The organism is Desulfobacula sp., assembly GCF_021107415.1.
Window position 1 is genome coordinate 1 of record NZ_JAIOSW010000484.1, and the last position, 8420, is coordinate 8420.

General features: G+C 38.7%; 7 protein-coding genes and 1 tRNA gene. 1 reads left to right on the forward strand and 7 read right to left on the reverse strand.

Features of this window, described 5'->3' with window-relative positions; translation table 11 throughout:
• Positions 1-1429 precede the first annotated feature (1429 nt).
• The 7 genes from K8S13_RS24140 to tatA form a co-directional block, all read right to left on the reverse strand.
• Positions 1430-1504, reverse strand: a tRNA-Glu gene (locus K8S13_RS24140).
• A 57-nt stretch (positions 1505-1561) separates the two neighbouring features.
• Positions 1562-1768: a PLDc N-terminal domain-containing protein gene (locus tag K8S13_RS24145; RefSeq protein ID WP_291466285.1), complete on the reverse strand. Its 207-nt coding sequence runs from the start codon at positions 1766-1768 to the stop codon at positions 1562-1564.
• Positions 1769-1779: 11 nt separating this feature from the next.
• Positions 1780-2664: a lytic murein transglycosylase gene (locus tag K8S13_RS24150; RefSeq protein ID WP_291466286.1), complete on the reverse strand. Its 885-nt coding sequence runs from the start codon at positions 2662-2664 to the stop codon at positions 1780-1782.
• A 219-nt stretch (positions 2665-2883) separates the two neighbouring features.
• Positions 2884-4296: a type I glutamate--ammonia ligase gene (glnA, locus tag K8S13_RS24155; protein ID WP_291466287.1), complete on the reverse strand. Its 1413-nt coding sequence runs from the start codon at positions 4294-4296 to the stop codon at positions 2884-2886.
• A 34-nt stretch (positions 4297-4330) separates the two neighbouring features.
• Positions 4331-4669 carry a P-II family nitrogen regulator gene (locus K8S13_RS24160; protein ID WP_291466288.1) on the reverse strand — a complete coding sequence of 113 codons (339 nt, stop codon included), beginning with the start codon at positions 4667-4669 and terminating at the stop codon, positions 4331-4333.
• A complete protein-coding gene (glnD, locus tag K8S13_RS24165) occupies positions 4656-7289 on the reverse strand; it encodes a [protein-PII] uridylyltransferase (protein ID WP_291466289.1) in 2634 nt (877 codons plus the stop codon). The genes K8S13_RS24160 and glnD overlap by 14 nt, the downstream gene beginning before the upstream one ends.
• A gap of 283 nt (positions 7290-7572) precedes the next feature.
• Positions 7573-7761 carry a twin-arginine translocase TatA/TatE family subunit gene (gene tatA / locus K8S13_RS24170; protein WP_291466290.1) on the reverse strand — a complete coding sequence of 63 codons (189 nt, stop codon included), beginning with the start codon at positions 7759-7761 and terminating at the stop codon, positions 7573-7575.
• 234 nt (positions 7762-7995) lie between these two features.
• Between tatA and K8S13_RS24175 the strand changes: the two genes are divergently transcribed.
• Positions 7996-8376 (forward strand): AAA family ATPase, encoded by a 381-nt coding sequence (locus K8S13_RS24175; protein WP_367172876.1) that lies wholly within the window; start codon positions 7996-7998, stop codon positions 8374-8376.
• Positions 8377-8420 lie beyond the last annotated feature (44 nt).

Sequence of the window (8420 nt, forward strand, 5' to 3'; positions counted from 1 at the left end):
AAATACTTTTCAGTGGAAAATAAAAAAAAAGGAATGAGGTGCAAGAAAATAAAATAATTTTCAACTTTAGTGAAAATATAATTTATTGTGATTGAATACACCAAAATAACATTTATTGGAGATAGAGATTCACCTAAGAAACATGTTTCAAAAACCATTTTTCCACTGATTTGCACTTCATCTTCCTCTGAAAGAGTTCTGTCAATCTAGTTAATCTGGATTTTTAATTGGTTCATATTCCTTATAAAAAGTGGGCTCCGTCCCGCAACAATACGCAGCTGACCCCATGAATCTCTTATGGATTCTTGAGAGCAGCTGTGTGGTTTTGGGGTATGACAATTTTGTCAGAGAGCACTCCTTAAAGCCCCATTCAGGCCGATCCCTGACAAATTGGCATACACATATGAAAGCGGCTCCGACCGCAATATTATGGCAAAAAAAGTTCCCACAGGGCGAGTACATAATATCTGTTATCGGTTACATTGCTTAGAGATTCTTGCCCCTGCCATAGAAGGGGTTTAGAAGATCTGCAATGTCGGATAACACATATTATGTAAATCTTTTATTTTGACATGGTAAAAGGCTCCTGCCGACAATATATCCTCCGGGAAGACCGCCGGAGGTATCAAGCAGCGGGACAAGGACACACGGAGGAGCTGGAATGGCATACAAAGAGTAAGGATTCAAAAGTGGAACTGGCGGAACTTTTTAATGCTTATTCTTTGTGCTAAGATGCAAAAAGTGTAACGCCTTACCCCCAAATCAATGGCGAAATACTGTAACGGTTGAGGATGGTATCCCGCCGCTATACCCCGCCATTTAAAAAGTCATTCAATACCCCGCTTACCCTGCAGCACGCTATTTTATTTTCATGTAACGGTTGCGGTAATGGAATAACTGTGGTAGAAATTTTGGTACTAAAAATGAAAATTATTGAATTTACCGTTTGTCCCCAATTGGGGACATCTTTTGTTTTTATAATTCCTTGTTCTTCCATAAGCTACCGTTTTTACAATGCAATTAATAAACGGAAATCTTTTCTACAATTGTATATTTTCTTCAAAAAATAAGATTTTTCTTGAACGTTACAGTATTTTGCAACTATTCCATCGTAGACAATATTCTTTAATGCACTGATTTTATACATGAAATTATTACTTTTATAAAAATAAGGAACTTCAAAAAGCGTTACAGTATTTGCATCTTAGCATCTTTGTGTCATACCAGCTCTGGAGTAGACTCCGCCTCAATATAAAGCCCTACGGCGTTTGAGTTCTTGAAGTAAAAAGAATGCTTCCATGATAGATTTATCTTTGGATTGTAGTTAAGAGCTAAAAACCATCACGAAGGTGGGGGATACGGTGGGGGATTGCATTTTCACAAAATAAAAAAGGGTTCAGCAATTTGCTAAAACCCTTGATGCTCTAAGTGGTGATCCCACGGGGAATCGAACCCCGGTTTCCGGCGTGAGAGGCCAGCGTCCTAACCGCTAGACGATGGGACCATAAAAAGTATCTATACTTATATCAAAGCTGGTATGTTGTCAAATAAAATTGATGCCTTATGCGGGCGTCTTTCTCTGCCCTTTTTTGAAGCCGAAGATAAGATATATCAGCCAGCCGATGAGGGGAATGATGGCAATAAAATGCCAGATGAATTTTATTTTTATTGACCCGAAATCCTTTAGGATAATATCGATTAAGGCCAGCATGGTCAGGCCGAAAGATATGGCACAAATAAGCAGGATATATAAAATGGTCTGGTCCATAAATGGATTATTTATCCTTTTAACTTGTCTGAAATCTTTAAAAGTGTGTCCACATAATAGTTGCTGTGATTGTATCTGAATAAGACCTCATGCTGTTTTTGTCTTGCAATTCCCGGTTTCCAGCCGTGATGTTTCAGGTAGTTGGCCACGCTGAAAATGGCGTCGGCATGGGTAAAAAGATCAATTTTGCCATCATTGTTTCCATCTTTGGCAAGCCTGAGAGCATTGGAGGGCATAAATTGGGAAATCCCCATGGCTCCGGCATATGAGCCTTTGATGCCTTCAGGGGCCATCCCCTCTTGTTTTGTATATTTGATGAGTGCTTTGAGTTCTTCATATCCCCATTTTGATCGTTTCTCAACTTTTTTTATAAAGGTCTTTTTTTTTGGTTTTTTCTTATCAGGGATGGAGTTCCAGATCCTTTCTCTCAATGTTTCATCTGTTAAAGCAGCCATGGTGGAAAGGGTGTTAATAACGGTTCGTTTTCCAAGATATGTTCCAAGCCGTGTTTCAACAAGCAAAATAGCCGTGATGATTGTTTTATCAACGCCATATATCTTTTGCGCCCGGTCCAGTATATCTTTATACTCGTCTAAATACTTTAATGCATTGTTAATGGATTTTTTTGAAGTAAACTGATCGTAGTTAAGGCTTGACTCAGTATGAATAAAAAAACGGGAGACACCGGTGGGATTAAAAAATACATTTTCGTTGGAAAACAAAAGCTCTATCTTTTCTTTTTCAAATCCGTCTTGGATAAGCTGCTGGATTAATTTGTCAAACTCATTGCCTTTCTTTATTTCCTGCCCAGACAAAGGGGAGGACAGGATTAAAAAGGAGATGAAAATAAAAAAGAGGATCAGTTTTGTGTGTAATGATGGCATCGTCATTTTCATATTTTTTTTGTCTGCCCCCTTTTTGTTTTTTTAACCATATGCCGAATATAGTAAAATTGCAAAAATAATCATAGGATTACAATTTTTCTTCTTATAGCCTATTTTTTTTTAGATTGCATTAAAAAAATATGCCAGGGCAGATTTGAGGGTTTCCCATACGCAAACACCCAGTCAACTGACGGACCGGGTGTTTGTCTGGTTTAAATCTTTTATAAAGACTTATATGTCATAATAGAGATAGAATTCATGGGGATGGGGACGACTGATAACCTCTTTAACTTCGTTCTCCATCTTATAGTCAATCCAGTATTCAATTACATCTTTGGTAAATACATCGCCTTTCAGCAGGAAGTCGTGATCTTCTTTCAGAGCATTCAGGGCTTCTTCCAGGGAACCGGGTGCGGATTCCATTTCAGCAAGTTCTTCCGGTGGAAGATCATAAATGTTTTTATCCATTGGATCGCCGGGATCAATTTTGTTCTGGATTCCGTCTATCATGGCCATTGCAATGGCGGAAAAAGCCATATAACCATTGCATGAGGGATCAGGGGTCCGAAATTCAATCCGTTTGGCTTTGGGGGAACCTGAATACATGGGCAGGCGGATGGCAGCACTTCTGTTCCTGCTTGAATAGGCAAGGTTAATGGGTGCTTCAAAGCCGGGAACCAGTCTTTTATAGGAGTTGGTAGTGGGATTTGTGATGGCACAAAGGGCTTTGCAATGTTTCATGATTCCGCCGATGGAAAAAAGAGCCATATCTGACATGCCGGCATATTTGTTACCGGCAAATAATGGGGTTCCATCTTTCCAGAAACTCATATGAGTGTGCATGCCGGTTCCATTATCACCATACAATGGTTTGGGCATGAATGTTACGGTATGATCATATTTAGCAGCAACATTTTTAAGGACATATTTAAACCATGCAAGGCTGTCGCCCATGTTTAACAGGGAATCAAATCGAAGATCGATTTCAGATTGACCGGCAGAGGCGACTTCATGATGCTGGCATTCCATGGTAATCCCCAGGTTTTCTAACGTCAGCATCATCTCAGTTCTCATGTCCTGGTATTTGTCAGAAGGAGGAAGTGGGAAATACCCGTGTTTGGCGCGGATTTTATATCCAAGGTTGGGCATTTCGTCACTGCCGGTGTTCCAATGTGCTTCGTGAGAATCAATTTCATAAAAAGATGCATGGGGCTCAGACGCATACCGGATGTTACTGAAAATAAAAAATTCAGGTTCAGGACCGACAAAGATAGTATCACCGAGGCCTGTGCTTTTTATGTATTGTTCAACTTTTTTAGCAATACCTCTTGGGTCACGGCTGTAAGCTTCCAGGGTGATGGGGTCATGAATATTACCGATGACGGCAAGGGTTGGGACCTTGAAAAACGGATCTATTTTAGCCGTTCCGGGTTCAGGGATAACAATCATATCAGAGTTATCAATATTCTGCCATGCCCTCATGCTTGATCCGTCAAATCCAAATCCGTCTTCAAATGCAGACTCTGTAAATTCACCAATAGGAACTGAAAAATGCTGCCATGTACCGATAAAGTCCATGTATCGGAGGTCAACAACTTTTATATCATTCTCTTTTGCCATTGCAATTACGTCTTTGGGTGTCATTATAATTCCTTTCTTATTTAAGTGTAGTACTATATTAAAGTGCTTCTATTCCTGTTTCACCGGTTCTTACCCGGATGACCTGTTCAACATGTGACACAAAAATTTTTCCATCACCAATTTTACCGCTGTTGGCAGCATTTCTGACAGTATCAATTGTTTCGTCTGCTCTTTCATCACTGACAACAATTTCAACTTTGATTTTGGGTACAAAGTCCACAACATATTCTGCGCCTCTGTATATTTCCTTATGTCCCTTTTGCCGGCCATACCCGTTAACTTCGGTCACCGTCATTCCATAGACCCCGAGTTCACTTAAGGCTTCTTTTACATCATCCAGTTTAAACGGTTTTATGATGGCTTCAATTTTTTTCATTATTAACCTCCTTTGCAGTTATTTGTGGAAGACTTCTTAAAATTACATTTTTTATTTGTGCTAATTTTTGTTCAGTTTCAATTTTTGCATCGTTTTCAAGGCTTCTGACATAAAAAACATCCACTACCTGGTCCACCTTTGTGGCCACCATAGCCACTTTGACATTTGTATGATTCCTGTACAATGCATTGGTAATGGAAAATAAAAGCCCTGGAAAATCATAGGTAAATACTTCAATGATGGTAAAAAAGCTGGATGTTTCATTGTCGATCCGGATGGTATTGGGCTCAGGGATTTTACCCGAGGATACCCGTATCATTCGGGGTATTTTATCCAGGGCATTATTTAGAAAATCATCGTTGCTAATGGCATGAATCAAATCGTTTTCTGCTTTTTCCCATTTTTCTTCTTCAAAGATTGTGTCTTTGGGCGGGTTGACCTTGAAAATATCCAGCACATGTTCTTCTCCAAGAGAATAGGCCTGGGAAGCAACAATATCCAGGCCGTTCAGAAAGAAAACACCTGAAATTTTTGAATAAAGACCGGGTTTGTCTTTCCCGCAAAGGGATACGGTGCGTATGTCTGAGTCGCTTTCTTTTGAGATTTGCCAGATAAAGTCCCTGGTCCCAAGATTTCTGTAAAGGTTGATATGGTCAACAATACTTTGTACGGGAACATAGGCCAGGTATCTCTGGGACATGGATTCAAGCTGTTTGTTAATTTCATTCTCGTGCCACTTTTCTTTTAACAGTTTCAGAACATCATTTTTCTTTTTATGGATGAGCCTCCGGGTTTTTTTTGATGCCAGTTCTCCTTTTTTGAGAATGCCCATTGTTTTTAAAAATAGATCTTTTAAAAGGTTTTGGGTCCAATCATTCCAGGACTTGGGCCCGGTTGCCTTGGAATCTGCAACAGTCAGCAGGTAGAGCATTCTTAATAATCTGATTTTACCAATTTTATTGGCCATGTATACAGCGGTTTCTTCATCGCAGATATCTCTTCGGGTTGCTGTTTTTACAAGAATGAGGTGGTTTTCAATTAAAAAGACGGCATCTTTGATTTGTGTTGAATCAAATCCAAATCGTTTTAAAATAGGTTTTGCTATTTTTGCACCTGTCTTTGAGTGTTCTTTTGCAGGGTCTGATTTGCCGATATCATGGAGCAGAGCGCAAAAAAGCAGAGTATTTTTATTTCTAATCTGTTTGAATACACTATGATAAAGAGTGTCCGCGGGCGATTCGCCGGGTTCTTTAAAACTGTTGATGATCTGGACGCATCGAATGGAGTGTTTGTCCACGGGAAACAGATGATAATGGTTATACTGAATTTTGTTCACAAGGGCAGAAAATTCCGGGATAAATTTTCCCAGGATTCCAGTTGCCAGCATGACATTTAGAACATTGAATTCCCAGTAAGACAGGGAAAGGATTTTTTTAAATATTTTAATGCAGGCCTCATCTTTTTTGATTTCATCATCCACAAGATGCAGGAATTCACTGACAATTCTTCTGGCTTCAATGGATAAAGGAATTTTTTCAAGTCCGCTCTCAAGAAAAATTTTTAATAAAAGATCGGGTTTTTGCATGATGGCCACGGTGTTGGCAAAATTAAGTCTTCCTTTTTTTATCACCAGCCCGTCTGTTTTTGTGGGGCAGGTTTGCGCCATTCCTTTTTTGGTGCGGCGGTTGGCTATAATATCTTCAAAAGTGATCTGGTTGATTTGTTTTAAAAAATCCATCCGGGTGTGAAGATCACCCAGAAAATGTTCAACATCCGGGTGTCTATTTTTTGATTGATATCCTAAAAGACCTGCTAATTCAGTCTGATATTCAAAATGAAGGGTGTCACATTTTCTTTTTGTGATAAAATGCAGAAAATTTCGAATTTTCCAAATATCATTTAAAGATTCTTCCAGAGTGAAATATTCAAAGTGTGATAGAAACCCATAGTATTCCAGATCTCTTCTTGTCTTGATGTTGGATTTTATCTTTGCATACCACAAAAGAGTATGGTAATCCCGAAGGCCCCCGAATCCTGACTTTAAATCCGGAGCAATAAGATAAGTAGAGTCCCCAAAGTCAAAATGCCTTTTTTCACCATGCTCAAATAAATAGTTCAGGGTATCTTTCAGGTGTCTGGCAGACAAATCTGATCTGAATTTTTCCATAAAAGAGGTGTAAATCAATGAGGCTCCACAAATAAATCTGGCATCCAGCATGGTGGTTAAAATATCAAACCGTTCAAAGGCCATCTCAAGACACTCGCTGGTATCTCTCACCGCGTATCCAACTTCAAACCGGGCATCCCACAGGGGGTAAAGCAGCTCTTGTATAAAGGTTTCAACTTCAGGAGGGACATTTTTTTCAAACAGGATTAATAGATCGATATCAGAATGAATGCACTGCTCTTTTCTGCCATATCCTCCCAGGGCAATGACAGCAAAGGGGGTTCCGGCAATTGTCATCTCCCTTGCGGCACTACTTTTTTCAAACATTGAAAATAAGTACTCATCTATAACAGATGTATGTTTTTCAAGAAATTCAGATTCATCCCCACAAAGAAATTGTTCTATCAGTATTTCTCTTTTTTTGATTAATATGTCTGTGTTAGTTTTATTCATAGCTGTCTATATATAAGCAATGGACGTGCCAGAGTAGGTCCGGCCCGGCATTCATTAATCGGTGTTAAAAATATAAGTAAAAAAATACCGAATACAAATAGTTTATCACAAAAATGTTGTAAATAATATAAAATAAATTTCATTTCTGTAATTTAATGAATAAGAATCAAAATTGAGAAAAGTATGAATTGAAAAATTATAAAGGGAAAATAATAAGGAAGGGTTTCTGCAGCCGAACTTTTATCCAAATGCGGCTGCCATGAATGATATAATAGTTTTTTTTTCAGTCTTTTTCAATTTTTTCCGGCTCGTCTTTTTTATCTTCAACCTTAGCGTCTGTGGCTCCTTTTTTGAAGTTTTTAATTCCTTTACCCAGGCCGGCACCGATTTCAGGAAGTTTACCCGCACCGAATATTATAAGGATAATTACAAGAATGATTATCAGTTCCGGCATTCCTAACCCACCAATCATAGCACACTCCTCTTTGCATCATGCTGTTGTTAAATTAAGTTAAGAATAATATCACTAAGTTATTAAGGTGTCAATCTTTTAGAATTGTTGCGAAAAGCTTTAGAGTTACATTTTTGTCATATATTTTTATCAGGCCCTTTTTCAAGAAAAAGCTTGTGGAACGCTATTGCGTGATTATTATTAAGGCTTAATTTTATTTTAAAAACTTAATCTAATTATATATGGAGACGCTGTATGTATCAGGAATCGAATAATAAATTTCAGGGAGCAAAAAAATATGTCCTGGACCAGGAACTTGCATCAATTGTAAACATCTCAATGAAACTTGAGATGCCGCTGCTTCTCAAAGGAGAGCCGGGAACCGGTAAAACCATGCTGGCCTATGCCATTACAGAAAATTTGAATATGCCTTTAATCGTCCTTAATGTTAAATCCAGCATGAAACTGGTTGATGCATTATATCAATATGATACCCTGACCCGTTTAAATGATTCCAGGTTCCGACAATCCAGAAGTGATGTGAGTTATAGTGGAGAGCGTATCAAAATGGGCCGGTTCGGACAGGGTCGCTGTATACAGAAAAAAACCGTGCTGTGGCTTGGTGAATCTCATTAAGCAGAAAGGGCAGCCAAGGCTGAAATACTGGATTTATTTGATAA